Source organism: Streptomyces sp. Qhu_M48 (genome assembly GCF_051305195.1).
GTDB lineage: Bacteria > Actinomycetota > Actinomycetes > Streptomycetales > Streptomycetaceae > Streptomyces.
Genome location: NZ_CP195432.1, coordinates 5362639 through 5387607 on the forward strand (window position 1 = coordinate 5362639; position 24969 = coordinate 5387607).

Here is a 24969-nt window from a genome sequence, read left to right on the forward strand (position 1 = left end):
TACGGCGAGCCGGTGGGGTCAGTGGGCGCCGTGGCCCGGGGCGATCCCTTCGACGCGCTCGGCGAGTGCGAAGTCCTTCTCGGTGACGGCGCCACCGGCGGAGTGGGTGTTCACGGAGAGGGCTACGGTGTTGTAGCCGAGGGTCAGGTCCGAGTGGTGGTCGAGTTCCTGCTGGATCCGGGCCACGTGGACGACGAGCGCGGTCGCCGCGAAGTGGTCGCCGAGCCGGTACTCGCGGGTGAGACGGTCCTCGGTGACGGACCATCCGGGGAGCTCCCGCAGTCGGTCCTCGATCTCCTTCTGCGACAGCGGCTGTGTGGGCACGGCGGTGCTCCCTCCGGTCGGGTGGCGCGGGTGACGGACAGGGGTCCCGGGGGAAAGGTACCCGGGTCACCCTCTGGGATACCGTCTGGCCATGACAACGGTCGTGAGCGACACGGGGGTGGGGCCGCTGCTGCGCGGCTGGCGCGAGCAGCGGCGGTTGAGCCAGCTGGAGCTGGCACTGCGGGCGGACTCGTCGGCGCGGCACATCTCGTTCGTGGAGACGGGGCGTTCCCGGCCGAGCGAGGAGATGGTCCTGAGGCTGGCCGAGCACCTGGAGGTGCCGGTGCGCGAGCGGAACGCGCTGCTGCTGGCCGCCGGGTACGCGCCCCGGTACGCGGAGTCGCCGCTCGACGCCCCGCGTCTGGAGGCGCTGCGGGAGGGCATCGAGCAGTTGCTGCGGGGGTACGAGCCGTATCCGGCGCTCGTGGTGGACGGCTCGTACACGGTGGTGGCGGCGAACCGGGGCATCGGGCTGCTGCTCGACGGGGTGCCGGAGCATCTGCTGGCCCCGCCGCTGAACGCGATGCGGATCACCCTGCACCCGGAGGGGCTCGCGCCCCGGATCCGGAACCTGCGGGAGTGGCGGGGGCATCTGCTGCACCAGATGGAGCGTCAGATCGGTCTGGCGCGTTCGGAGTCGCTGCGCGCGCTGTACGCGGAGGTGACGGCGTATCCGCTGCCGCCGGGCGGGGAGGACGAGGACGCGCCGGGCGCCCCGGGTCCGGAGGAGGTGTACCCGTACTTCGCGCTGCCGCTGCGCGTCGAGCACGACGGACGGGTGCTGTCGTTCGTGTCGTCGATCTCGACGTTCAACACGCCGCTGGACGTGACGGTCGCCGAGCTGGCCATCGAGACGTTCCTCCCGGCCGACCCGGCGACGGTCGCGTACCTCCAGTCCCTGCCGCCGTTCGGCGACTAGCGGCTCGCGGGGACGGCCCGCAGGGCGGCCCACTGGAGGACCGCGAACCCGCCGACGGTGGCCGCCTGGACCGGCGTCCACACCAGGCCCGCGGTGGTCGGCTCCAGCCAGGCGACGAGGGCGACGACGCTGAGGACGGCCCAGAGCGCGTTGATGTCGACGACGAGTCTCACGGCGGACGCCGGGGGCTGGGGGCGGCTCGCGAGCCAGGCGACGCCGGCGGCGTACACGGTGAGCAGGAGGCCGAGTGGGAGGAGGAGGCCCGCGTCGATCCCGAGGAACTCCCCCACCGGGTCCGGGGCGACGGCGTAGGCGATCCCGTTGGCCCCGGTGACGACGGCGTCGAGGGCGAGGAACCGGCGCACGGCGGCGTGCGGGCGGGTGGTGCGGGCAAGACCGGCGAGCAGGGCCTGGGACATGGCGGATCACCCTCCATGGGGGACGTTCGTGCTGGCGGTGGGCCCGGAGCCCGAGCGGAGTGCGCCGCCCGGGTTCCGGTGTCCCCGAGCATGCCGGGCGGGGCGGAGGGGGTCGATGACGCGTGAGGTAATGCGGGGCCGTCCGGCGGTGGGTGAGCGGTTTCCCGCGGTAGGGCGAACTCCGGGTCGCCGGGCCGCGGGTGTGCGTATTGTTCGCGCCGGGGTGGCCGGGAGTGGTCCCCCGGAGGGGGAGAGACGCATGGCGTGGAACAGGGAACGGGCCCGCATGGTGGCCACCGGGGACGATCATAGGGTGACGCCCGCGGAGCTCTTCTTCGACCTGGTGTTCGTGTACGCGATCACGCAGGTCACCGCCCTGATGGCGACCGCACCCTCGCCGGTGCGGGTGGTCGGCGGGATGGTCGTGCTCGCGCTGCTCTGGTGGTGCTGGTGCTGTTTCGCCTGGCTGGGGAACGTCGTACGGGCCGATTCCGGCGCCCTGTTCGCGGTGCTCGTCACCGTCATGGCCGTCGTCCTGATCGTGTCGCTCACCGTGCCCGAGGTCTTCGCGGACGCGCCCGGCGGGCTCTCGGCGCCGCTGGTGTTCGTCCTCTGCTACGGCGCGGTGCGCGTCCTGCACCTGGCCTCGTACAGGATCTCCAGTCCCGGGGACCCCGTCCTGCGCGCCACCCTGCGGCGTACCGCCCTGCTGTCCGTGCTGCCGCCGCTGGTGCTGCTCCTGATCGGCAGCGCGTTCAGCGGGCGGGTCCAACTCCTCTTGTGGCTGGGGGCGGTGGCCGTCGACTACGGCGGCATCTGGGTCACCGGCGCCTCCGGCTGGCGGGTCAACTCCCCCGGGCACTTCTCCGAGCGCCACGGCCTGATCGTGATCATCGCGCTCGGCGAGTCCATCGTCGCGATGGGCGTCGGCGTCTCCGGCTTCCCGCTCACCCTCGCCGTACTCGGCGCGTCGTCCGCCGGTCTGCTGCTCGCGGCCGGGCTGTGGCGGCTGTACTTCCGGCAGCTCGGCGAGGCCGCCGAGCACCGGCTCGCCGGACTCGACGGCGACGAGCGCACCCGGTTCGCCCGGGACGTGTACACCTTCCTGCACCTGCCGCTGGTCGCGGGCGTCGTGCTGTGCGCGCTCGGCATGAAGAAGGTCCTCCAGCAGGTCGCCGACACCGGCCACTACGGTCTCGCCGAGCCGCTGCACGGGGTCGTGGCCTGGTCGTTGACCGGTGGGGTCGGGGTGTACCTCCTCGGCGCGGCGGCGATCGTACGGCGCACCACGGGCCGCCGGCCGACCGCTCTGGCGACGGGCGGCGTCTGCTGCCTGGCGGCGGGCCCGCTCGTCGGTCTCGTCCCCGCCCTGGTGGCCCTGGCGACACTGGCCGGCGCGGCGGCGGTCCTGGTCTGGCTGCACGGCCGCCGCGAGGCGCGGACGGGCTTCGAGGCGGTGGAGGCGGCCTGAGGCGGCCGACGGGAACGGGCGCGGACGTGGACGGCGCACCTCGCGGCAGTGAGCCGGAGAGTCGGTGGATGCCGTCCCGAGCGGCGTCGTGAGCGCCGTCCGCGGCGCTGTCGTGAGGAGCGCCGGGCGGCGTGCCGCCGTCGGTGTGCGGGCCTCCGCCGGACGCGGGTCCGGCGGACGATCGGGTCTGGTGCTCCGGTCGGTCGAGGTCATCGGGAGAGCCTCGTACGTCCGAACACCGGTACGCGCGTCGGATGGTGCCGTGGCCCGCGTCGGGGCGTCGCGGAGGGTCAGCGGACGGGGTCCTCCCGGTACGCGGGCGGCTCGGACTCCGCTGCCGCGGCCGGTTCGGAGGCCTGGAGGGTGGGTTCGGACGCGCCGGGGTCGGTGCGCCGGGCGCGCGAGGCCTCGGCGCGCAGCAGGGCCTGGAGGGCGGCGTACGGGTCGACGGGCATGGCGAAGCTCCTCGTGGGTGCGGGGGGATGTCGGGAGGGGACCGCGGGGAGGCGGGGGCCTCTCAGCAGCGCATCACCACGCACCGGAGCGCGTCGCCGCGCGGGGCGGGTACGAGGACCGGGGCGGTGGGCCGCCGGAGCCCGCGGGCGCCACGCGAGGGGAACAGGGGACGGACGGGACGGATGCCCGTCCGGTGTCGTCGGGAGCGGCCGGGGACGCCCGCCTCGGTGGCCGCCGGATCGTACGTCTCGCCGCTGGGGTCGGGGGCCGGTGCGGCGGTGGCGGGCCGGAGTTCGGCGCCGCCGGTGAGCGTGGCCGCGGCCCCGGTGCCGAACAGCGCGGCGAGGACGAGGAGGAGCACGATCCAGTGGCGCCGGATCCGGCCCGGACGCGCCGGGGGGCCCGCCGGGACGGCGGGCACGGCGGGCGGCTCGGACACGGGGCTCACGGAGATCCGTACTGCCCCGCCGAGGGCCCGGCGGGGCGGTGCGGGCCCGAGATCCGCCCGGGCGGCCTACGGGTGGGGCGGGTGATTCACCGCACCGGCTGATTCGTCCGCGGCCGGGGAGATCTCCCGCGGCGGCAGTGGCGCCAGCGGCACCTGCGGACCGGAGCACTCCCGCAGCCAGCGCCGCAACACCCGGTGGACCTGCTCCGCGCCGACCAGCTCCTCCCCCGCGCCGACCGGCGGGGACAGCTCGGGCGGTGACAGGAGGAAGGGGTGCGACTGCTCGCCGCCGAGGCCGCCGTGCGAGCCGATCTGCTCCTCGAAGGCGTGCACGGTGCCGGTGGCCGGGTCGTACATCGAGTTGACCATGATGTCGGCGACGTGCGGGAAGCCGTCGGTGCGCCGTACCGCGCCCGCCGCGCCCCGGCCGAACACGGCGAGCGGTCCCGCGTCGTCGAGCTCGGCGACCGGCACCTCCGCCCCGTCGCGGGCGAGGACCACCGAGCCGTGCTCGGCGCTCGCCACGAGCACGAAGCCGACGCCCGGGTGGTGCGCGAGGGTGCGGAGCAGCGCCGGGTGGCGCCGGTCGATCTCCTCCCGGGTCATCCGGTGCGGCACGTCGGGGAAGGAGATGAGCCCCAGGTTGCCCGAGGCGAGGACGAGCGGCTCGGAGGGCCGGGCGGGCAGTTCCCGTGCCGTCTCGCCGGTCTCGTCCACCGGCCGGTGCAGGGCGAGGCGCAGCGCGTCCCTGGCCGCGTCGCGCGCCTCCGAACCGCTGCGGGTGCGGCGTACCCTGCGGGGCACGGGAAGCCCGCACCCGGCCCTGACGAGGTCCTTCAGGGTCAGTCCGTACGCCCCTTCGAAGGTCTCGCCGGGGCTCTGCCCGTGGTCGGAGAGGAGCACGATCCGGTAGGGCCGCGGCGCGTGCTCGGCGACGGTGGCGATGAGCGCGATCGAACGGTCGAGGCGGCGCAGGACCTGGTCGGTGTCCCGGCCGTGCGGGCCCGAGTGGTGGGCCACCTCGTCGTACGCGACGAGGTCGGCGTAGACCGCGGTCCGCCCGGCCAGCATGTCCCCCATCACGGCGGACACCACCACGTCCCGCTCGACGACCGTCGCGAAGGCGCGGACGAAGGGGTACGTGCCGCCGCGCGAGACCCTCGGGCCCTCGCGGCGCAGCCGGGCCCGGGTCGACTGGAAGATCTCGCGGGCGCACTCGGCGACGAGCGATCCGGCGGTTCGGACGGCGTTGGCCGGGTCGGAGAAGTACGCGAAGTAGCCGGCGCGCGAGCGGTTGCGCGGGCCGCGCCGGGCGGCCATCGACAGGACGAGCGCGAGCTGGTCGGCGCCGCCGCTGAACAGGTTGCCCCGGGAGGCGCCGTCGACGGTGAGGAGGCCGCCGTCCCCGGTGCGGCGCACGGCCCGGCGCTGGAGTTCCACAGCGCTGGCCGGGCGGTTCGACACCATGAGCCGGCCGGTGTCCTTCTCGTACCAGCGGAAGGCGGGGACGTCCTCGTTGGAGCCGTGCAGGATGCCGAGCTGGCTCGCGCCGGTCTGGCTGGACCAGTCGGTGCGCCAGGGGGTGAGCCGGTGGCCGGTGTCGAGCCACTCCGCGACGGTGGGCATGAGGCCGTCGGCGACGGCGTCGCGCAGGACGTGGTGGCCGACGCCGTCGAGCTGGAGGAAGACCGTCCCGGGGACCTGTTCGGGCGAGCCGTCCGAGGCACGGGGCCGGGTGCGGCCGGTGAGCCGGTAGAGGCGGCGGCGGTAGGCGTCGTCGTCGTGGACGGCGAGGGCGGTGGAGGTGGCGGAGGCGACGGCGGACATGACGGCGGCGACCACGACGGCGGTCTCGGGGGCGACGGCGCCGCGCCCGTCCGGGATCAGCCAGAGCGCGACGATCAGCAGCGAGCCGTTGAGGAAGAAGACGAGGACGCCGAGGACGAGGGCCGGGACGAGCAGCAGCGCCCGGACGAGCAGCGGCCACACGAGCGCCCCGAGCAGACCGAACGCGCCGGCCGCCGCGGCGGCGGTGAGCGCCGTCCTCGTGAAGCTGTCGCCGTCGGCGGACTGGAGCTGGAAGTCGGGGAGCAGCCCGGCGAGGATCAGCAGGGTGAGCGTGGACACCGCCCACACCACGATCACGCGCCCCAGCGCACTGCCCGCGGACCGCCAGCGGTCGGCGCCACCCCATCGCCCGTCACCCACGCCCGCTTCACCTTTCGCCCGTTTCCTGCCCCAAGCGTGGCACAACGCCCATGGCCGGTGGGGAAAAGGGGTGCGGGTGATCGGTCAGGGTGTGTCAGGTCGGGCACCGGAGGGCGCGCGAGTCGGGTGGCACGCCGGGGTGTCGGACCGAGGGGCGCGGGCCGTGTCGTACGGCGCACCGGCCCGGCCGCGGGCGTCGGGTCAGGAGCCGTCGTACCCGGCCGTCGGCATCGAGAGCCGCCGGTGGACGCCCGCCTTGGCCGCCGTGTCGTACGCCGGCTCCTCGGGACCGGCGGTCTCCACCCGCACCCCGCGCCGCGCGCACTCGGCCCGGAAGCCGGGGACGGAGGTCAACGCGCGCGCGAGGACCCGCTCGTTGGCGGCGACGAAGAGGTCGATCGCCCCCGCCTCCACGTCCACCCACAGCGCCGCGTGGTCGGGTCGGATGCCGTAGAACAGCAACTGGCGGGCGACCACGTACCCCTTGGCCTCGGCCCAGCGGGCGCACACGGCGTGCTGACCACGCGTGTCGACAAGGAAGGGGTCGCTGTCCAGCTCTTCGAGCGGGGTGAGGCTGGCGATCGCCGCCACCCGAACGTCGTCCATGCGCCGACCCTACTGCGGGACGGCGCGGCCGAACATCCTCCGGCACCCGCTCCGGACATTTACCCTCGTTGAGGAGGTACGGAACGGCTGCGGACATCGTGAACGACGCCCGAAGCCCCCGACAACGGAAGGCGGCATGCCGGTGGAGGTCACCTGGTGGGGTCACGCGACCTGCACGGTCGAGGACTCCGGGGTCCGCTTCCTCACCGATCCGCTGTTCGCGCGGCGGCTCGCTCACCTGCGGAGGCGGCGCGGGGCCGTGCCCCCGCCCGAGGCCGCGCTCGCCGAGGCCGTCCTCGTCTCGCACCTGCACTCCGACCATCTGCACCTGCCCTCGCTGGCCCGGCTCGCGCCCGGGACGCTCCTCGTCGTGCCGCGCGGTGCCCCCGCGGCCGTGCCGGGGCTGCGCAGGCTCGACGCGAACGGGGTACGGCTGGCCGAGGTCGAGGCCGGGGAGACGGTGACGGTGGAGGGGGTGACGGTACGGGCCGTGCCGGCGCGCCACGACGGCCGGCGGCTGCCGGTCGGGCCGCACCGCGCGCCCGCGCTGGGGTACGTCGTCGAGGGCGAGGCGCGGACGTACTTCGCCGGGGACACCGGTCTGTTCGACGGGATGGCGGAGGCCGTGGGGCCGGTGGACGTGGCGCTGCTGCCGGTCGGCGGCTGGGGGCCGTACCTCGGGCACGGCCATCTCGACGCGTCCCGGGCGGCCGAGGCGCTCGCCGCGCTGTCGCCCGCGGCGGCGGTCCCGGTGCACTACGGCACGTACTGGCCGATCGGGCTCGACGGGGTCCGGCCGCACGAGTTCCACGCGCCGGGCGACGAGTTCGTACGGCACGCGGCGCGGCTGGCGCCGAAGGTGGTGGTGCACCTCCTCGGGCACGGCGAGCGGGTGCGCCCGGAGGTCGCCCGGTGATAGACGGGCTCACCGGGATCGCGGCGGCGGTGGGGGACCTGCCGCCGGAGTCGACGCAGCAGGCCGTGGGGTACCCCTCGCTCTTCCTCCTGGTGGCGCTCGGTGCCCTCGTGCCGGTCGTGCCGACGGGCGCGATCGTCAGCTCGGCGGCGGTGGTCGCCTTCCACCAGTCCTCGCCGTTCGCGCTGCTCGATGTCTTCCTTGTGTCGGCGTTCGCGGCGTGCCTCGGCGACGCCGCCCTCTACTGGCTCGGGCAGCGCGGGGTCCGTTCGCGGGGCGGCTCGCGGTGGCTCGCCGCGCTCAAGGGCCGGGTGACGCCCGATCGGCTCGCCCACGCGCAGGAACGGCTCGACACCCATCAGGTGTCGATGCTGGTGCTGTCCCGGCTCGTGCCGGCGGGGCGGATCCCGGTGATGCTGGCGTGCCTGCTGTCGGAGATGCCGCTGCGGCGGTTCGTCCGGGGGGACATCGCGGCCTGTCTGGCGTGGGCGGCGACGTACCAGCTGATCGGCATCCTGGGCGGTTCGCTCTTCCCGGAGCCGTGGCAGGGGGTCGTCGCGGCGGTGGGTCTCACCGTGCTGATCAGCGCGGTGCCGGCGCTGTGGCGGCGTGTCCGGGGGCGGCCGAGGGCGATCGAGGTGTCAGGGCACGAGCACCCCTGAGCCGGCTGAGAGGGCTCAGGGCGTGCGCAGCCGCGAGGTGTCAGGGCACGAGCACCCGTGAGCCGCCGATCGGCAGGTCCCACAGGTCCGCGCGGAGCAGTCCGGCCTTCTCCCAGGCGGTCCTGACCCGGGTCAGGGGTTCGAGGACGGGCTCGGAGGAGAGCACGAACGTCGCCCAGTGCATGGGGGCCATCCGGCGCGCCCCCAGGTCCTGGTGGGCGCGGACCGCCTCCTCCGGGTCGGTGTGGACGTCGCTGAGCCACCAGCGGGGGTCGTAGGCGCCGATCGGCAGGAGGGCCAGGTCGATGCCGGGGTAGCGGCGGCCGATCTCGGCGAACCAGTGTCCGTAGCCGGTGTCCCCGGCGAAGTGGATCCGCCGACCGGCCCGGTCGGTCAGCACCCAGCCGCCCCACAGGGAGCGGCAGGTGTCCAGGAGGGTGCGCTTGGACCAGTGGTGCGCGGGGACGAAGTCGAAGCGCACCCCGTCGAGTTCGGCCGCCTCCCACCAGTCGAGCTCGGTGACCCGGGTGAACCGGCGGCGGGTGAACCAGCGGCCGAGGCCGGCCGGGACGAAGACCGGGGTGTGCCGGGGCAGCCGTCGGAGGGTGGGGGCGTCGAGGTGGTCGAAGTGGTTGTGGCTGATGACGACGGCGTCGACGCGCGGCAGGTCCTCCCAGCGGACGCCGACCGGGGTGAGCCGGGCGGGGGTGCCGAAGATACGGCGGGACCAGACGGGGTCGGTGAGGACGGTGAGCCCGCCGACGCGCAGGATCCAACTGGCGTGCCCCGCCCAGGTGACGGCGAGGGTGTCGGGTCCGGCTGCGGGCAGCGGACCCGGTTCGAAGGGCAGCAGGGGGATGTCACGGAGCCCCTCGGGGCGGGGGCGTACGGCACCTTCGCGGGCCAGGCGGGCCAGGGCCCGGGCCCCGGGGAGGGGGGCGGTGAGCCGGTCGGCGAAGCTGCGCGGCCAGTCGGGTCTCAGCCGTCCGACGGGGTGGAGGACGGGTGCCGGGGCGGGCGCCGGGCCGGGGGCCGCCACCTGGTCGGGCTGGTACGGGGCCTGGGCGGCCCGGGGGGTGTGTGCCGTCCGCTCGGTCATCTGGGGGCTCCGTTCCGGTCGGCGATCGGTGGCGTGTGCGGGGGACGTCGACGTACGGCCGTGCTCACCGGAGTTCCTCCAGGGCTCCTCCGAACTCGGCCAGCGCGCGGGCCACGTGCGGCAGTCGCTCCGGGTCCTCGGCCGCGAGCGTCCCGGCCCGCTCCTCCTCGGTGCTTCCCAGGAACATGCCGGTGCCGAACCTGACGCGCAGGGCGCCGATCTCGTCGCCGAAGCGATGGCCGCCGGGCGCCGGGGCGCCGAGCCGCGCGGTGAGATGGTTCTCCAGCTCCAGGGAGTCGGTGACACCGCGGGCGGCGAGGCCGGCCCGGAGCGGTCCGAGGTCGGCGTAGAGGTGGCGGCCGGCCTGTGGAGGCAGCGCGAGGGACCCGGCGGCGAGGACGGCGCGGTGCGCCGCCTCGGCGAGGCGGCCGTGGACGGCGGCCGAGCGGGCGGCGAGCGCGGTGACGTCCTCGGGTTCGTCGAGGGCGTGCGCGACGGCGGGGACGAGGGGCCCGGGGACGACGGCTCCGAGGGCGGTGAGCACGTCGAGGACGCGGGCCCTGCGGTCGGTCCAGCGGTCGGCGCGGGACGGGTCGCCGGGCGGGAAGCGGGCGACGGCGCAGGGCCAGGCGGCCGGGGTGAGGGCGCCGCCGAGGTCGCTGAGGACGGTGACGTCGTCCGGGCACATCTCGGCGGGGCTGAGGAACACGGTGCCCTCGGGATGGTGGCGGGTGTCGCGCCAGGTCTCGTCGCTGATGACGTGCAGTCCCTCGGCGACGGCCGCCTCGCAGGCCTCGCGGACCAGTTCGGGCGGGGCGACGGTGGCGGTGGGGTCGTCGGCGACGGAGAGCAGCAGGAGGCGTGGGGTGCCGCCCTCGGCGCGGACCCGCCGGACCGTCTCCAGGAGGGCGTACGGGTCGGGGACGCCGCCGCACTCGGCGGGGGTGGGCACGTGGTAGGCCGGGCGGCCGAGGAGACGGGCCTGCGGGGTCCACCAGGCGGGGCAGGGCCTGGGGAGCAGGACGTCGCCGCCGTGGGCGGCGATCAGGGCGAGGAGGAGGGAGGGGGCGCCGGGGCCGGCCACCACGTCCTCGGGGTGGGTGCGCAGGCCGCGTCGCCACCAGTAGCCGGAGGCCGCCTCGCGCAGGACGGGGCCGCCGCCGGGCGGTTCGGGGGTGGTGCGTCCCGCGGCGGCGGAGAGGAGTGCGGCGAGTCCCGGCAGGACGGGGAGGCCGGTGTCGGGGGCGGGAGGGCCGTAGCGCACCGGGCCGCGGCCGTCCGGAGCCGTCTGCCGCATGTCCCGTACCTCCTGAGCGCTCGGGGGCGCCGGCACGGCACCCCCGAGCCCTTTATACGAAGGTTCGCCCGTTTCCGCCGCTCCAGACGTCACTTCAGGCGACGGGTGGGAGCGGTATGCCCGGGGGCCGGGGCGTGGTCAGACCACGGTCACGGGGTGCCGCACGACCGCGTTGAAGAGATAGCCCTGGGTGTTGTGGACGGCCCGGTCGGGCTGGGCGTTGCCCGCGAGGTCGGTGGTACGGGAGAGCAGGGTGACAGGACCGGTGTGGTCCGGGCGCCACGGCACGCTCCAGCGGACCCAGCCGTCCCGCCGGGGCGCGTCGTGGAGGTGGGCCCGCCGCCAGTGGGCGCCGCCGTCGGTGGAGACCTCCACCGACCGGACGGGCGCGAGCGCGGACCAGGCGCGGCCGGTGAGCCGGTGGACGCGGCCGGCCTCCAGGGTGGCGCCGAAGGGGAGTTGGTAGCCGGACTTGAGGGTCTGGCGGCTGATCGGGGCGCTGCCGCCGGCCGGGTGGGCGGCGCCGAACAGTCGGTACCAGTCGGTGGACCAGGGCGAGGTGAGGGGGCGGGTGGAGACCTCGATGTCGCCGAGCCACTTGATGGAGGCGATGCCGACCCAGGAGGGCACGACGAGCCGGACCGGGTAGCCGTGGTCGTACGGGAGGGGCTCGCCGTTCATCTCGTACGCGAGGATCACGTCGTCGAAGGCCTTGGCGACCGGCAGGGGGCGGCGCACGCGGCCGTAGTCGACGCCGCCGGAGACGTACGGGTCGTCGAGGCCGCGCGGCAGGAGGTCGACGGCGTCGCGGGCGATCCCGGCGCGCCGGAGCACGTCGGAGAGCCGCACTCCGCGCCAGCGGGCGGCCCCGACGGCCCCGAGGGTCCAGGCGGTTCCGGTGGCGGGCTCGCCCTGCTGGGTCGTGTAGAGGCTGCGGCCGTTTCCGGCGCACTCGATCAGGGCCGTACGGGTGACGGAGGGCAGGGCGCGCAGCTGCCCGTACGTGAAGTGGACCGGGTGTCGGCCGTGGAGTCCGTCGCCCCAGAGCGTCAGGCGCCAGTCGGCGGCGTCGAGGACGGGGGTGGAGGTGTGGTCGCGGACGAAGAAACGGTCGTTCGGGGTGATCGTGCCGGTGTCCCCGAAGGCGTCGAAACGGGCCTCGGCGTTGGTGCCCCGGACGGTGAAGTACTCGGTCGGGAGCGGCTTGACGATCCCCGGCGCGGCGAGGACGCCGGCGGTCCCGGGGGCGGCGAGGGGGCGGGCGGGGTGGCCGGCCGAGGTCCCGGCGTACGCGGGCGCGGCGGTGGCGAGCCCGCCGAGGGCGGAGACCGCCGAACCCGCTGCGAGCAGCTTCAGCAGGGAGCGACGGTCGGGCGCGGGCGGGTTCGGCACGGGACTCCTCGGCACGGGGAAGGGAGGGACCAGCGGATGGCGGCGCGCCGATCCTAGGGGCGTGGAGGCGGTCCGGACGGTCCGTTCACAGTGCTGAAACAGAGGCTTCGTCACCTCGGCCGAGGGCGACGGGGCCGGTGAGCGCCGTCGCCTCGGCCGGGGACCACGGGCGGACCCGGCGAGCGCCGGCGGCCGGGGACGACGGGGCGGACCCGGCGAGCACGCCCCGGATTTACGGAGGCGCCGACGGCGCTCCTCCGCCGACAATGCGGCATGCCGATCCGTGAAGCACGTCCCGAGGACGCGGCGGCCGTCGCCGCCGTCCATGTCCTGTCCTGGCGGGCCGCCTACCGCGGCCTGCTCCCCGGCCCCTACCTGGACGCCCTGGACGTGGCGGAGCGCACCGCCGTGTGGCGGGCCCGCCTCACGGCCCCTGACGGGCACACGGTCCTCGTCTCAACGGACACGGACGGTCGGGTGCGGGCCTTCTCCTGTGTCCGGGGCTGGCCTGGCGAAGGGTTCGCCCCCGGGCCCACGGCGGAGGTGGCGGCCCTCTACGCCCTGCCGGAGGCGTGGGGCACGGGTGTCGGGCGGGCGCTCCTCGCGGCGTCCACCGAGGCGCTCACTGCGGCGGGGTTCCGTACGGCCGCGCTGTGGGTGTTCGCGGGGAACGCGCGGGCACGCCGGTTCTACGAGGCGGCGGGCTGGCGACCGGACGGCGAGGTCGTGCGGGAGGAGACGGGCGGCCGGGTCCTGGAGGAACTCCGCTATCGGCGGGAGCTGTTCACCTGAACCGCGTGTCCATATGACAAGACCGGAGTCTCAGCATGCGGCATTCGTGCGTACGGTGGTGGGCACGCACCCACACCGAGGGAGTCGCTTCCATGACGCACGCCTCCGCCCCGTCCGCACCCGGCGCGGCCCACGAGACCGCCGTCTACACCCACGGCCACCACGAGTCGGTCCTGCGCTCGCACAGCTGGCGGACGGCCGCCAACTCCGCGGCCTACCTGCTGCCCTCGCTCTCCGCGGGCCTGGACGTCCTGGACGTGGGATGCGGGCCCGGCACGATCACCGCCGACCTGGCCGCCCTGGTGGCGCCCGGCCGGATGACCGCGGTCGACGCGGCCGAGGACGTCCTGGCGAAGGCACGCGCGGTGGCGGCCGAACGCGGCCTGGAGAACGTCGGGTTCGCCGTCGCGGACGTGCACGCCCTGGACTTCCCCGACGACTCCTTCGACGTCGTCCACGCCCACCAGGTGCTCCAGCACGTCGGCGACCCGGTCCGGGCGCTGCGCGAGATGCGGCGGGTCTGCCGCCCCGGCGGTGTCGTGGCGGTCCGCGACAGCGACTACGGGGCCTTCGCCTGGTATCCCGAACGGCCCGCGCTGGACGGCTGGCTGGACCTGTACCACCGGGTCGCCCGCGCCAACGGCGGCGAACCGGACGCGGGCCGACGGCTGTTCTCCTGGGCCCGGCGGGCCGGCTTCACCGACATCACGACGACGGCCGGCACCTGGTGTTTCGCCACTCCTGAGGAACGGGCCTGGTGGAGCGGCCTGTGGGCGGACCGTACGACCGGCTCCGGCTACGCGGACCTGGCGGTGTCCGGCGGCCACGCGACCGCCGCCGAGCTGGCGGCGGTCGCCGAGGCCTGGCGGGAGTGGGGGACGCGCGAGGACGCGTGGTTCATGGTCCCGCACGGCGAGATCCTGTGCCGGGTGCCCTGACCCGTCCCCGCGCCACCGCCCGGGGGGCCGCTACGGGCTGTAGTAGTAGTCGCCGTGGTACCCGTTGCAGTCCGGGTCCTGGTAGGGGCAGTCCGGGTGGGGGCGGCGGGGCGGTTCCGGAGGCGTCGGCTCGGGGTCCCGGTATCCCGGCGCCGGCGGCGGCAGGTCGAACACCTCGCACCGGCAGAGGCCGCAGGAGCCGGCGAACCGGGGTTCCCCGTGCCGGAAGCGGGGATGGCCGCACCGGCACTCCGTCGTCGCCCAGGCCGCCATCGCCGGACCCCCCGTCCCTCGCCGCCTCCGTTCCAGGGTAGCGACGAGGTCCGGCTCCCGGCAGCCCGCGCGGCGCCCGACCTCAGCTCGGACGCATGCGGAACTCGTAGGCGTCCGGGAGGGGTTCGTCGGTGAGCTCCGCCCAGATCTCTCCGAGGACCTCGGCGCCCTCGGACAGGTCCGCGACCTCGAAGCCCGCATCGAAGACGGCGCGGGCCTCGGCGGGCCTCCCTTCGGCGAGGAGCATCCGGATCTCCAGGAGCCGGAAGGCGCCCCTGCCCCGGAGGTCTTCCGGAAGGCGCGCCCACAGCTCCCGCGGCCGCCCCGCCCGGCCACCGGCGGCGAGCAGCGACTCCACCGCCTCGCGCGCGAGCGCGGCCGTCACCGCCTCCTCCCACGCGGCGTCGGCCCTGGTCCCAGTCCCGACCCCGGTCCCGACCCCGGTCCCGACCCCGGCCCCGGCCCCGGCCCCGGTCCCGGTCCCTTCCGTGTGGTCGGTGAAGGCGTCGACGAACCGTTCGGCGGCCCGGGCCGGGTGTCCGTCCTCCCGGTCGGCGACGGCCAGGCAGTAGAGCAGGGGCCAGCGCACGGTGGCCTCCTTGAGTCCCCGCTCCCAGCTCCGTACCGCCTGGGCGCGGTCACCGGCGTGCCACTGGGCGATGCCGAGGTGGTACTCGGTGGACGGATCGGCCGGGGCGGTCTCCAGCATGTCCCGCCAGGGCGCGGCGACCAGCGGGGGGCCCGGCGCGGCGCCCTCGGCCGGGGCCGGCAGGACTCCGGTGAGCAGCAGTTCCCGCCAGGGTTCCTGCTCGGGGCCGATCGTCGACGCGGGGAAGGGCGTGCCGGGCAGCACATGGCTCCCGCGCAGGACTTCGAGGGCGCCCCAGCCGGAGCCGGCCGCGAGGACCTCCTCCGGGGCGGTGTCGGCCGCGCGCTCGCGCCAGGCCGTGTAGGCGGCGTCGACGGCGGCGCGGGGCAGGGCGTCGGCGAGGCTCCGCTCGACGTCCGCACGGGCCGCCGTCCAGTCGTCGCCGAGCGTCGTGGCGGGGTCGGAGGCCAGCGGCCCGTAGGCCTCCAGCCAGCTGAACTCCGCTTCGCCCGCCAGTTCCAGGTGCTCCAGCTGGGTGCGGGCGAGCCCGGCCTGTATCTCCGCGTAGCCGGGGGTGCCGGGTTCGGTCAGCCACTCCTGCCAGCGCCGACCGCCGCGCTCGGTGCCCCAGGTGAAGAGCTTGCGGCCGCGCAGCGGGTCGGTGGAGGTCTGGACGAGTCCGGTGCCGTCCGCGTCGAGGGCGGCGATCCAGCGGCGCTGTCCCTCGGGCAGGTCGTAGAACCAGTCGGCGGCGTGGGCGCCGTTGCGCGGGTACGAGCGGTCGGTGCCGTCCTCGGTGACCGGTACGGGGACGCGCCGCAGGCCCCGCTCGTAGCCGTGGTGCCAGGCGGTGTCGGCGGGCACGAGGACCCGGCGGTCCTCGGGGACGGCGATGTTGGACCACCAGTAGACGGGGACGGTGCGCTCGTGGGGGTTGCGGATCCGGACCCCGACGTACAGGAAGTCGGAGTCCTCCGGGAGCCAGAGGTCGACCTGGAAGGGCAGGTCCCGCAGCCGCTCCCACTCCCAGAGCCGGAGCATCGGGGAGCCGTCGGGCGCGGGCACGGTCGCCGCGTGGAGGGGCGAGCAGGAGAGGGTGGTGTGGCCGGTGGCACCGATGTTCCACTCGACTCCGCCGGAGAACCAGGCGCCGTTGAGCGCGAAGGCGGCGGGCTGGAGCACCGGGTTGCGGTAGAGGAGTTCGCGCCCGGTGGGCTTGTGGTGGAGGGAGTGGATCCGGCCTCCGAGACCGGGGAGCACGGTCACCCGGAGCCGGTCGTTCTCGATCACGATCGCGTCGAGGTCCGTGGGGGTGCGGTCGCGGCCGTAGCCGTCGCGTACGGGTACGGGCAGCAGGCTGCGCAGGGGGGCCCGTCCGATGCCCCGGGCCATGTCGCGCGGGAGTTCCGCGAGGGTCCGGCCGTCGACCGTGGGGGCCCCTGCTCCGGCGGGGGCCCGCAGTGCGGGGAGGGGGTTGTCCGGGCCCAACGGGGCGGCGGGCAGCGTCAGTACGGCACGTCGTACGGTCGTCATCGCCCCATGGAACACGGCGGGAGCCGTCCTGACCAGGGGTTCTCCACATCGGGCTCGGCGGGGCCGGGGTCCGGGGGCGCCCGGACATCCCCGGCGGGACCGTCCACCTCGGCGAGCAGCCGCGCCCGGCTCTGGAGGGCGACCGGACGCTGAAGCACTTCTCGTACCGCCTGGTCGTCTTCAGCACTTCTCGTACCACCGTCTGGTCGTCGTCTCCGCCGTCGAGGACGGTGACGAGATGGCGGGCGCGGCGGCGGAGGACCGGGGGGAGACCGCGCTCGGGGAGCCGGGCGATCCGGCCGCTCGGCCGCTCAGCGGCGGGCCGTACGGACGCGGGGCGGGCAGGTCTCGCCCTTCCGTACGACTCCGATCATGAGGGTGGTCCGGCGCTCGATGTCCGTGCCCGCCGCCGGGTACTGCGTGCAGACCTGCCATCTCGGCGGCCAGAGAACCCGCCGGTCCCGCCCGCTCACGTCGTGGACGTCGAGTCGCGTACGGCGGTCCAGGCGGGTGAAGACCCGCCACAGGCCCCGACCGAGGAAGTCCGGCATGGGACGGGTCCACGCCTCGTCGTCCGGTGCGGCGGTCTCCTCCGCCGACGTGACGGCGACGGCCGCGAGCGCGAGGACGGCACCCGCGCCGACGACGGCGCGCCGTCTCACTTCCGACTCCGGGCGGCGAGGTAGTAGCCGCAGGCGCCGCCGAGGAGCGCCGTGACGAGCAGGGCCACGTACACCGGCATGGTCACCTCGGGGATCAGGATCCTGATCCGGACCTGCCGGGTGTTCTCGAAGATGAGGACCAGGGTGAGGATCGCGACCGCGACCATCGCGATGCGGCCCGGGGTGAAGGACCCGGCAAGGCGGGACCCGCCGCCGCCCGATGCCCGTGGCGTCTCCGTGGGACTCATACCCGGCCCTCTCCCTCCGTCGTGCCGTCGGCCGTACCCGGCCGCAGCCGTGGGACCAGAATGGGGTGGACGGAGCCCCACCGTGACGGCGAGGAGAGCCGTACGGGTGACTTGTCAGACAACGTGGGCCGCTACGGTGGGTCCCGGACACCGGCGGGGACGAGACGAGGAGTGGCCGTGGCGGTCAGCGGACAGCGGCGGCGACCGGTCGTGGCGCTCTACGAACGGATCGCGGACGCCGTCCACGACGGCACGTATCCGCCGGGCTCGACGCTCCCCTCCGAGCCGAAGCTCGCCGCCGAGCTGGGCGTGAGCCGGCCCGCTCTGCGCGAGGCGCTGCTCCTGCTCCAGGAGGACGGCCTGCTCACCGTACGGCGCGGGGTGGGCCGGACCGTCAACGACCGGCCGCCCCGGCGCGGGTTCGAGCACGTCCAGCCCCTGGAGGAGCTGATCGGCGCGGGCACGCCGCTGCGGGTGCGCCCCCTCCTGCGGACGGTCGAGGAACCGACCGACTTCACCACCCAGCACCTGCTGGCCCCGGCCCGTGCCGAGCTGCGGTTCTGGGAGTCGGTGCTGGCGGGGGAGGGTACGGCGGCCGCCCTGAGCCACGAGTGGGCGGCGGCCGACGAGCTGCTCGACCGGGTGCACCCCGAGTTCGCACGGGCTCTGCGGGCGACGGAGACCGACACTCCGGGGGAGGCGGGGGCCGCCGGGAACGGGTCCGCCGTCTCCATGCTCTCGGTCCTGGTCGGGGCCTCGCGCGAGACGGCTCTGAGCGCGCACAGCGGCATCACGGCGACGCTGCTCGGGCGGCGGCGCGGGGAGCAGCTGGGCCGCCCGGCGGACACCCCCGCCGTGCTGGTCACCCAGGTGGTGCGGGTCGGCGAGATCCCGGTCCTGGCGGCCAAGCACATGCTCCCGACGGGCGCGCCCGCACTGCCGGTGCTCCAGTCCCACTGAACACGGCGTGGCGACCGACCACCGCGTCGCCGCGACCTCCGGCGGTGCCGCGCCCGGACTCCTCCCGGACCAGCCCCGGAAGTCCGGGCGTCACAACTCATCCCACGCCCGCGCCACACCCCGCCCCACCCCGTCCTACCCCCGCGTCACGCCCCGTCCAGCACCCGCGTCAGGGTCGTCACAGCGCCGCCCTCCCCCGTGGCGTACACTTCCCCGCCATGCACTTGTCTGACAACCCTGCCACGCCTGCCGCCGCCACCGTCTCCGAGTGGATACGCCGGGCGCCCAAGGCCGTCCTCCACGACCACCTCGACGGCGGACTCCGCCCCGCGACCATCGTCGAGCTGGCGCGGGAGTGCGGCTACACCGCGCTGCCGACCGAGGACCCGGCCGCGCTCGCGGTCTGGTTCCGGGACGCCGCCGACTCCGGTTCGCTGGAGCGCTACCTGGAGACCTTCGCCCACACCTGCGCGGTCATGCAGACCCGCGAGGCGCTCACGCGCGTCGCGGCCGAGTGCGCCGAGGACCTGGCGGCGGACGGTGTCGTCTACGCCGAGATCCGCTACGCCCCCGAGCAGCACCTCGAAGGCGGGCTGACCCTCGACGAGGTCGTCGAGGCGGTCAACGACGGCTTCCGCGAGGGCGAGCGCCGTGCCGACGGCCGTATCACCGTCCGCACCCTCCTGACCGGCATGCGCCACACGGACCGCTCCCTGGAGATCGCGCGGCTCACGGTCGCGCACCGGGACAAGGGCGTGGCGGGCTTCGACATCGCCGGCGGCGAGATCGGCAACCCGCCGGCCCGCCACCTCCCCGCCTTCCAGCACCTGAAGCGGGAGAACTGCCACTACACGATCCACGCGGGCGAGGCCGTCGGCGCGGAGTCGATCCACGAGGCCGTGCAGGTCTGCGGCAGCGAGCGGATCGGCCACGGCGTGCGGATCACCGACGACATCGCCGAGGACGGCACCCTGGGCCGCCTCGCCTCGTACGTCCGGGACAACCGCATCGCCCTGGAGGTCTGCCCGACCTCCAACCTCCAGACGGGCGCCGCGAAGGACTACGCCTCGCACCCGATCGACGAGCTGCGCCGCCTCGGGTTCCGGATCACGCTCAACACCGACAACCGGCTGGTCTCCGGCACCACCATGAGCGAGGAGTTCCAGCACATGGTGGACGCCTTCGGGTACGGCCCCGAGGTGTTCGAGGAGTTCACGGTCGCCGCCCTGGAGGCCGCGTTCCTGCCGCTGCCGGAGCGGCAGCGGCTGATCGCCGAGGTCGTCCGCCCGGGGTACGCGGCGCTCTGACCCGCACGGGCCGGGCCTGCCGGGCGATTCGACGCCGGGCAGGCCCAGGGCCTGTCTTACGGACCAGGCCGGGCTCGCGGGCCCTCTCCCTGGTCCGGCCCGGTCCGGTCTGGTCCGACCTGGTGCGGCCCGGCCCGGCCAGGTCCGACCTCCGGCCCGGTCCGAAGGACTGGCCGTCCTAGCCCACCCGCCCCTGGACCAAGGGCAGTTCGAGCGTCCCCGTGCTGTCGGGGGCGCTGACGACGGTCACCGGCTTGATACCCCGGTTGCCGGAGTACGCGGTGTCGCTGCCCGCGATCACCAGCTCCAGCCGGTGCCCGGTCTCGTAGCGGTGCACGACGGCGGGCAGTTCGACGGTGAACGGGCGGGTGACGTCCGGTACCCGCACGGGCGCGACGAGCCGGTTGACCAGGGTCTTGGTGCCGTCGGGCGCGACGTCGTAGAGCTTGGCGAAGAGCACCAGCTTGTCGGCGGCGTCGCCGGAGTCCTGGACCCGCTCGGCCGCCGGAGAGACCACCTTCAGGGTGGCCCTCGGCGCGCCGACGAGGTCGACGGGGGCGGCGAGCGGGGCGCTGGTCCAGCCGAGGTGGGTGCCGGCGGTGTCGTACGGCCGGGGGTCGGCAAGGCCGATCATTCCGGCGAGCGAGGATTCCGAATGACTCGTCGGGAAGAGCCAGTTGCTGTAACGGCGGGACCCCTCGGCGACCTTCGCGCGGTTGTCGACGAGCTTGCCGTCGCCGGAGAGGTACAGCCGCTGGCTGGGCGCCGGGACACGGTCGGCCGTGCCATAGCCGCTCCGCCCCTCGCGGAACCAGGCGAACGCCGGGCCGGTGTCCGCGGTCGGGTTCTTCCTCAGGTGGCGGTCGAACCAGCCGAGGATGCGCTGCCCGACGTAACTGCTCTCCAGGTTGCCCTGGGCCAGGTCGAGTTCGCCGGGCTTCTGGCCCCCGCTGTGGCCCCAGGACTGCCAGATCATCCGGGTGTCGACCCCGCGCTCGCGGAGCCGGTCGTAGGTGGCCCGCGCCTCGTTGAGGTTGAAGAGGGTGTCGGCCTGGCCCTGGACGATCAGGGTGGGGGCGGTGACCCGGTCCAGGTACGAGACCGGGGAGACGCTCCGGGCGTAGGCGAGCATCCTCTCGGTCTCGGCCTGCGGGAAACGGCCGGAGTTGAGGAGCCGCACGGTGTCGCAGGCGTCGGTGACGAAGTGCAGGCAGCCGAGCGAGTTGATCCGGCTGGGATCGAGGGAGGGGACGAGCAGCGGCTGCCCCTCCCCCATCAAATAGAAGCCGTTGGCCCACTGCCATTTGAAGACGCCGGGCGTGGCACGGTCGGCGGCGTTGGGCGCGAGGGAGTACGCGAGGTCGTTCCAGGTGATGAGGGGGACGAGGGCGTCGACGCGGCGGTCGACGGAGGCGGCGGCGAGCTGTACGGCGCCGCCGTAGGAGCCGCCGATCATGCCGACGCGCGGGTCGCCCGTGCCGTCCCGGGTGACGAAGTCGGCGCGGGTGCCGTCGTCGGCGGCCCGGGTGCCGGCGAGGAAGTCGACGAGCCGGGCGGCCGCGCGGCCGTCGATCTCCGGGTCGTCGAGGGAGATCAGGCAGCCGGACTTCCCGAACCCGAGGCCCGAGTAGACGAGACCGACGTAGCCGCGGGCCGCGAAGGCCTTGCCGATGGCATCGGTGGAGCCGTCGGCCTTGCTGCCGCCGAAGCCGTTGGTGGCGAGGACCGCGGGAGCGGGGTGGGCGGCGTCCACCCCGGCGGGGCGGTAGAGGTCGGCGTCGATCGAGCAACTCCGGCCCCCCGCGTCCACCGTGAACCGGAGCGGGGTGACGGTGTACGCACCGGTGGCGGTCGCCGCGCCCGTGCCGGCGGCACCGGCGGCGCCTGCGACGCTCGCCGTTCGGGCGTCCGCGGTCGCGGGCGCGGCGAGGGTCAGGGGCACGGCGAGCGCGGCCGCACCGGCCACGAGCGCGAGGGTCTTGCGGGATCGGGGCACGGCACGGGACACAGAGACCTCCACGCTGAGGACGACGCCGAGAGACCCACGCACCTACCGACTGGTAGGTACCCGGGGCAGCGCCCATGCTGTGACACGTGTCATGTCCCGTCAATGCACCGAGCGAAGGTTGTTGACGGAGATTCAGCGAAGAGGACGTCCGACGACCCGTCCGGCCCGACCCGTCCGGCCCGACCCGGCGCGGGGCCGTGGCCCAGCACGGGCCCGAGGCTCAGTGCGGGGACAGCTAGGGGACACCGCAGGCCCGAGGCTCAGCACGGGCCCGAGGCTCAGTGCGGGGACAGCTAGGGGACACCGCAGGCCCGAGGCTCGGTGCGGCGACAGCTCGGGGACAGCGCGGATCCGGGGCTCATCGCAGGGCCGGTACGTCGAGGGTGAGCGTGCCCTCCTCCGCGTCGAGCACCCCGGGCACCCCGAGCGGCACGGTCAGCGCCGTCTCGCTGTGCCCGAACCCCATCTCCTCCACGACGGGCACCCCGAGTCCGCCCAACCGGTCGGCCAGCACCGCCCGCACCTCCTCGTACGGACCGCACTCCGCCCAGGAGCCCAGCCCGATGCCTGTGACCCCGTCGAGCCACCCGGAGCGGACCAGCTGGGTGAGGACGCGGTCGAGCCGGTACGGCTCCTCCCCCACGTCCTCCAGGAGCAGCAGCCCCCCGCGGGCCGAGGGCCGGCCGTGCGGGGTGCCGAGGTCGGCGGCGAGGAGGCTGGCGCAGCCGCCGAGCGTGACCCCCCGGGCCCGGCCCGGCACCAGGGCCCGTGCCGTCTCCAGGCCGAGCGTCCGCACGGACTCGGGCTCGAACAGGGTGGCCCGCAGCGACTCCCGGGTGCGCGGGTCCGAGAGGAAGGTGCCCGCGGCGACCATCGGACCGTGCAGGGTCGCGTACCCGGTCCGGACGGCGAAGGCCTCGTGCAGGGCGGTGACGTCGCTGTAGCCGACGAACACCTTGGGCCCCGCCGCCCTGATCGCCCGCCAGTCGACGAGGTCGACCATCCGCTGCGCCCCGAATCCGCCGCGCGCGCAGATGACGGCGGAGACGGTGGGGTCGCACCAGGCCTCCGTCAAGTCCTGGGCGCGGGCCCGGTCGACGCCCGCGAGGTGGTCGAGGGTGGGGTGGGTGTCCAGGACGTGCGGGGCGACCACGGGGTCGAGTCCCCAGCCGCGCAGGATGTCGAGCCCCGCGCGGAGGCGCTCCTCTGGCACGGGCCCGCTGGGCGCGACGACGGCGACCCGCGCCCCGGGCCGCAGCCGGCCGGGCCGGGTGAGCGGCCCGACGCGCGGCGGGCTCCCGGCGGCGGGACCGGCCCCGGGCGCGCGGTCGGGCCCTGGCGCACGATCAGGTGTGGACGGACCGTCACGGCCGTCCACTCGATCCGCCTCGGTCTCTGCCTCGGGCACGCGGTCGGCATCGGGATGGGGCACGGTCATGTGCGGTACTCCAGGTCGGGCACGTCCGGACGGCTGAAGCCGAAGGACCGTGCGTACAGGGCGAGTTCGGCCTCCAGGGCGTGCACCATCGTGTCCGCCCTGCGGAAGCCGTGGCCTTCGCCCTCGAAGGCCAGGTAGGCGTGCGGGACGCCCCGGCCGGCCGTGCGGGCGAGGAAGCGCTCGGCCTGCGCGGGCGGGCAGATGACGTCGTCGAGCCCCTGGAGGAGCAGGAAGGGGACGGTGACGCGGTCGACGTGCTCGATGGGAGAGCGTTCCTCGTAGCGGGCGGGCACCTCGTCGATCGAGCCGACGAGGCCCCGGAGGTACTGGGACTCGAAGTCGTGGGTCTCGTCGGTCGCCCAGCCGCGCAGGTCGAGGATGGGGTAGATGATCGTGCCGCAGGCGTACACGTCGGTGGTGACGAGGGAGGCCGCGGCCGTCCAGCCGCCCGCGCTGCCGCCGCGCACGGCGAGCCGGGCCGGGTCGGCGGTGCCCTCGGCGGCGAGCGCCCGGGCGACGGCCGCGCAGTCCTCGACGTCGACGACGCCCCACTGCTCGCGCAGTCGCTCCCGGTACTCCCTGCCGTATCCGGTCGAGCCGCCGTAGTTGACCTCGGCGACCCCGATGCCCCGCGAGGTGAAGTAGGCGATCTCCAGGTCGAGGACGAGCGGGGCGTGTCCGGTGGGACCGCCGTGGGCCCAGATCACATAGGGCGGCAGTTCGCCCTCGGGCCCGGTGAACCCGGGGTGGTGCGGCGGGTAGACCTGGGCGTGGATCTCCCGTCCGCCGGGCCCGGTGAACGTACGGACGTGGGGCTCGGGATGGTGGGCGGGGTCGACGGCGTCGGTGTGCGCGGCGCCGACGACCCGGGTGCGGCCGGTGCGGGTGTCGAGTTCGACGAGTTCGTACGAGGTGTGCGGTCCGGCGGCGAGGCCGACGGCCCGGGTGCCGTGGGCGGCGAGCGTCGCGGCCCACTCGGTCCAGGGCCCGACGGCGTCGACGAGGGCGCCGCGCTCGGGGTCGAGGATGCCGAGGGCCGTGGTGCCCTTGCCGTGGACGACGGCGATCAGCCCGTTCTCCAGGGGCGTGAACCAGTTCAGCCCGATCTTCCAGAGCGGTCCGCCGAACTCCTCGGCGCGGGGGCAGAGCGGGCGCGGTTCTCCCACGTGTCCGTCCGGGGCGACCTCCGCACGGTAGAGGTTCCACCAGCCGGTGCGGTCGCTGACGAGGAGGAGGCGTCCCGCCGCGTCCCACTCGATCTGAGGGATCGACTCGGCGGGCCCGCCCGCGACCGTCCGGGCGCCGCGGAAGGTGCCGTCCGGGGCGACTTCGGCGAGCTGGACCTCGGTGCCGTCCCAGGGCATCCGGGGGTGGTCCCAGGCGATCCAGGCTGCCCGCAGTCCGTCCGGGGAGAGTCGGGGGCCGGTCAGGAACCGGTGCCGCCCGTCGGAGAGTTCGCGCACCGCCGTACGGTCCTCGGCGGCCGATCCGTCGAGCGGTACGGCGGCGAGCACGCGGCGCACATCGGTCGGCGCGGGTCCGGTGAACTCCTCCAGGACGCACCACACCTCGCCCCGGTCCGGGTGGATCACCGGGTCCACCCAGCGCAGCCCGCCACCGATCCCGGAGACGGGGGTGAGGGGCCGCGGCTCCGCGCCGGGGGCGGCGTCGGGCTCGTACGCGTACAGCCGCTGGTCCGGGAAGTGGCTGAACACGGCGAGCGGTCCGCCCGCCGGCCGCGCGACCGCAGCCCAGGGCCGGCCGCCGTACTCGACGACCCGGCTGCGGACGTTCCACGGGGCGGGCAGGAGGCTCTCCTCCGTGCCGTCGGCGCGCCGCCGCACGAGGGCGCGCCGGCCGCCCTCGGCGGGGCGGGGCGCGGTCCACCATAGTTCGTCGTCGACGGCGCCGAGGTACTCGGGCCGCCCGTCGTGGGCGGCGGCGAGCCTCGCGTCGACGGGTGACGGCCAACTGCCGTGGGCGGCCGTGGTCGTGGCCATCTCG

The 24969-nt window shown here is 75.2% G+C and carries 24 protein-coding genes; 8 read left to right on the top strand and 16 right to left on the bottom strand.

Annotation, left to right across the window (positions count from 1 at the left end):
• Window positions 1-18: 18 nt before the first annotated feature.
• The gene (locus tag ACRRSS_RS24235) at window positions 19-324 is read right to left on the bottom strand and encodes a 4a-hydroxytetrahydrobiopterin dehydratase (RefSeq protein ID WP_435973226.1); all 306 of its coding nucleotides are present in this window, start codon (window positions 322-324) and stop codon (window positions 19-21) included.
• A 91-nt stretch (window positions 325-415) separates the two neighbouring features.
• On the opposite strand from ACRRSS_RS24235, the gene ACRRSS_RS24240 reads away from it, so the two are divergent.
• Window positions 416-1243 carry a helix-turn-helix domain-containing protein gene (locus tag ACRRSS_RS24240; protein ID WP_435973227.1) on the top strand — a complete coding sequence of 276 codons (828 nt, stop codon included), beginning with the start codon at window positions 416-418 and terminating at the stop codon, window positions 1241-1243.
• On the opposite strand, the gene ACRRSS_RS24245 is transcribed toward ACRRSS_RS24240, so the two are convergent.
• Window positions 1240-1662: a hypothetical protein gene (locus ACRRSS_RS24245; RefSeq protein ID WP_435973228.1), complete on the bottom strand. Its 423-nt coding sequence runs from the start codon at window positions 1660-1662 to the stop codon at window positions 1240-1242. The genes ACRRSS_RS24240 and ACRRSS_RS24245 overlap by 4 nt on opposite strands.
• A 259-nt stretch (window positions 1663-1921) precedes the next feature.
• Here ACRRSS_RS24245 and ACRRSS_RS24250 point away from each other — a divergent pair, with 259 nt between their 5' ends.
• Window positions 1922-3133 carry a low temperature requirement protein A gene (locus ACRRSS_RS24250; protein WP_435973229.1) on the top strand — a complete coding sequence of 404 codons (1212 nt, stop codon included), beginning with the start codon at window positions 1922-1924 and terminating at the stop codon, window positions 3131-3133.
• A 290-nt stretch (window positions 3134-3423) separates the two neighbouring features.
• Here the strand turns inward: ACRRSS_RS24250 and ACRRSS_RS24255 are convergent, their stop codons facing one another.
• The 4 genes from ACRRSS_RS24255 to ACRRSS_RS24270 form a co-directional block, all read right to left on the bottom strand.
• A complete protein-coding gene (locus ACRRSS_RS24255; RefSeq protein ID WP_435973230.1) occupies window positions 3424-3588 on the bottom strand; it encodes a hypothetical protein in 165 nt (54 codons plus the stop codon).
• 62 nt (window positions 3589-3650) lie between these two features.
• Window positions 3651-4028, bottom strand: coding sequence for a hypothetical protein (locus ACRRSS_RS24260; protein WP_435973231.1), 378 nt, complete (start codon window positions 4026-4028; stop codon window positions 3651-3653).
• A 75-nt stretch (window positions 4029-4103) separates the two neighbouring features.
• The gene (locus ACRRSS_RS24265) at window positions 4104-6245 is read right to left on the bottom strand and encodes a phage holin family protein (RefSeq protein ID WP_435973232.1); all 2142 of its coding nucleotides are present in this window, start codon (window positions 6243-6245) and stop codon (window positions 4104-4106) included.
• Window positions 6246-6446: 201 nt separating this feature from the next.
• Window positions 6447-6851 carry a hypothetical protein gene (locus tag ACRRSS_RS24270; RefSeq protein WP_435973233.1) on the bottom strand — a complete coding sequence of 135 codons (405 nt, stop codon included), beginning with the start codon at window positions 6849-6851 and terminating at the stop codon, window positions 6447-6449.
• A 136-nt stretch (window positions 6852-6987) separates the two neighbouring features.
• On the opposite strand from ACRRSS_RS24270, the gene ACRRSS_RS24275 reads away from it, so the two are divergent.
• Both ACRRSS_RS24275 and ACRRSS_RS24280 read left to right on the top strand, forming a co-directional pair.
• Window positions 6988-7767: an MBL fold metallo-hydrolase gene (locus tag ACRRSS_RS24275; RefSeq protein WP_435973234.1), complete on the top strand. Its 780-nt coding sequence runs from the start codon at window positions 6988-6990 to the stop codon at window positions 7765-7767.
• Complete coding sequence (locus tag ACRRSS_RS24280) at window positions 7764-8429, top strand: DedA family protein (protein ID WP_435973235.1); 666 nt, start codon at window positions 7764-7766, stop codon at window positions 8427-8429. The genes ACRRSS_RS24275 and ACRRSS_RS24280 overlap by 4 nt, the downstream gene beginning before the upstream one ends.
• Window positions 8430-8469: 40 nt before the next feature.
• On the opposite strand, the gene ACRRSS_RS24285 is transcribed toward ACRRSS_RS24280, so the two are convergent.
• The 3 genes from ACRRSS_RS24285 to ACRRSS_RS24295 form a co-directional block, all read right to left on the bottom strand.
• Window positions 8470-9528 (bottom strand): MBL fold metallo-hydrolase, encoded by a 1059-nt coding sequence (locus ACRRSS_RS24285; RefSeq protein ID WP_435973236.1) that lies wholly within the window; start codon window positions 9526-9528, stop codon window positions 8470-8472.
• A gap of 64 nt (window positions 9529-9592) precedes the next feature.
• Entirely contained in the window at window positions 9593-10825 is a 1233-nt protein-coding gene (locus ACRRSS_RS24290) for an aminotransferase class I/II-fold pyridoxal phosphate-dependent enzyme (protein ID WP_435973237.1), read from the bottom strand.
• Between the two features lie 138 nt (window positions 10826-10963).
• The gene (locus ACRRSS_RS24295) at window positions 10964-12217 is read right to left on the bottom strand and encodes a sulfite oxidase (protein WP_435973238.1); all 1254 of its coding nucleotides are present in this window, start codon (window positions 12215-12217) and stop codon (window positions 10964-10966) included.
• Between the two features lie 273 nt (window positions 12218-12490).
• Here ACRRSS_RS24295 and ACRRSS_RS24300 point away from each other — a divergent pair, with 273 nt between their 5' ends.
• Both ACRRSS_RS24300 and ACRRSS_RS24305 read left to right on the top strand, forming a co-directional pair.
• Complete coding sequence (locus tag ACRRSS_RS24300; protein WP_435973239.1) at window positions 12491-13009, top strand: N-acetyltransferase family protein; 519 nt, start codon at window positions 12491-12493, stop codon at window positions 13007-13009.
• A 92-nt stretch (window positions 13010-13101) separates the two neighbouring features.
• Entirely contained in the window at window positions 13102-13947 is an 846-nt protein-coding gene (locus ACRRSS_RS24305) for a methyltransferase domain-containing protein (RefSeq protein WP_435973240.1), read from the top strand.
• A 30-nt stretch (window positions 13948-13977) separates the two neighbouring features.
• Here the strand turns inward: ACRRSS_RS24305 and ACRRSS_RS24310 are convergent, their stop codons facing one another.
• From ACRRSS_RS24310 to ACRRSS_RS24325, 4 genes are all read right to left on the bottom strand, one after another.
• Window positions 13978-14220, bottom strand: a complete 243-nt coding sequence (locus ACRRSS_RS24310; protein ID WP_435973241.1) for a hypothetical protein — start codon at window positions 14218-14220, stop codon at window positions 13978-13980.
• Between the two features lie 82 nt (window positions 14221-14302).
• Entirely contained in the window at window positions 14303-16342 is a 2040-nt protein-coding gene (locus ACRRSS_RS24315; RefSeq protein ID WP_435973242.1) for a DUF5107 domain-containing protein, read from the bottom strand.
• 311 nt (window positions 16343-16653) lie between these two features.
• Window positions 16654-17004, bottom strand: a complete 351-nt coding sequence (locus ACRRSS_RS24320) for a hypothetical protein (protein ID WP_435973243.1) — start codon at window positions 17002-17004, stop codon at window positions 16654-16656.
• Window positions 17001-17252, bottom strand: coding sequence for a DUF1049 domain-containing protein (locus tag ACRRSS_RS24325; protein ID WP_435973244.1), 252 nt, complete (start codon window positions 17250-17252; stop codon window positions 17001-17003). Before ACRRSS_RS24325 ends, ACRRSS_RS24320 begins: the two co-directional genes overlap by 4 nt.
• A 177-nt stretch (window positions 17253-17429) precedes the next feature.
• Between ACRRSS_RS24325 and ACRRSS_RS24330 the strand changes: the two genes are divergently transcribed.
• Window positions 17430-18212: a GntR family transcriptional regulator gene (locus ACRRSS_RS24330; RefSeq protein WP_435973245.1), complete on the top strand. Its 783-nt coding sequence runs from the start codon at window positions 17430-17432 to the stop codon at window positions 18210-18212.
• A gap of 218 nt (window positions 18213-18430) precedes the next feature.
• Window positions 18431-19519, top strand: coding sequence for an adenosine deaminase (locus ACRRSS_RS24335; RefSeq protein WP_435973246.1), 1089 nt, complete (start codon window positions 18431-18433; stop codon window positions 19517-19519).
• 178 nt (window positions 19520-19697) lie between these two features.
• Here the strand turns inward: ACRRSS_RS24335 and ACRRSS_RS24340 are convergent, their stop codons facing one another.
• The 3 genes from ACRRSS_RS24340 to ACRRSS_RS24350 form a co-directional block, all read right to left on the bottom strand.
• The gene (locus ACRRSS_RS24340; protein ID WP_435973247.1) at window positions 19698-21527 is read right to left on the bottom strand and encodes a CocE/NonD family hydrolase; all 1830 of its coding nucleotides are present in this window, start codon (window positions 21525-21527) and stop codon (window positions 19698-19700) included.
• Between the two features lie 358 nt (window positions 21528-21885).
• Window positions 21886-22965, bottom strand: a complete 1080-nt coding sequence (locus ACRRSS_RS24345; RefSeq protein WP_435973248.1) for a S66 peptidase family protein — start codon at window positions 22963-22965, stop codon at window positions 21886-21888.
• The gene (locus ACRRSS_RS24350) at window positions 22962-24965 is read right to left on the bottom strand and encodes a prolyl oligopeptidase family serine peptidase (protein WP_435973249.1); all 2004 of its coding nucleotides are present in this window, start codon (window positions 24963-24965) and stop codon (window positions 22962-22964) included. Before ACRRSS_RS24350 ends, ACRRSS_RS24345 begins: the two co-directional genes overlap by 4 nt.
• Window positions 24966-24969 lie beyond the last annotated feature (4 nt).